Source organism: Oleiphilus sp. HI0125 (genome assembly GCF_001635355.1).
In genome coordinates, this window is the sequence record NZ_LWGF01000815.1 from 1 (window position 1) to 652 (window position 652).

The 652-nt window shown below is 42.2% G+C and carries 1 pseudogene; it reads right to left on the minus strand.

The features are described 5' to 3' along the window. Nucleotides 1-652, minus strand: a pseudogene (locus tag A3762_RS27600) (hypothetical protein); the annotation flags it as partial.

A 652-nucleotide genomic window follows, 5' to 3' on the forward strand; every position in this document is an offset into this window, starting at 1 on the left:
GTTCGATGTAGTACTCAATACTACTAATTGCATCAGCTAAGCGATCTAGCTCTGACCAATCAGGCTTTACTATCTCTCGAATTAAACGTTCGCTGATATATCGACTGCAGCCACTAATCAATTCAGCAGCTTCTTCCAAAGGAATAATCTGTAAGCCACCACGAACACTTTCTAGAATCGCGGGAACACCCTCAATCTGCTTGATATCCCAATTAGAAGTAATAAAACCAACAATGCCATTTTTAGCTAATTCAATTGATGCTTTAGATGCCTCAATCACTGCTGCATTAGCATTCTCAAATTGCTCAACCGGCACGGCACTAGCAGCCTCAGGGCCTTCAGCGAGATGTCGAACTTGAACTTCAACAGACAAAATCGCGTCAGCAAGATTCATCATTGAGTCTTGATCAACCGAAACAAAGTCTTTGCTATCTAAGACATTGATCTGCTCTTCTAGAACTTTTTCTGCATCAGAAATACCGACCATTTGTAGCGAACTGGCCATCTGACGAAGCGCCGGAATTAACTCTTTCAAGTCATCGACTTGAGCGCTCTGATCTCGGGATACAAGGTCAATTTTATCTTTGAAAGAAGCAAGCTCTTCCATCAAAACAGAAGCAATCGTACTTAGCGTTGATTTATCTGGGCCAAG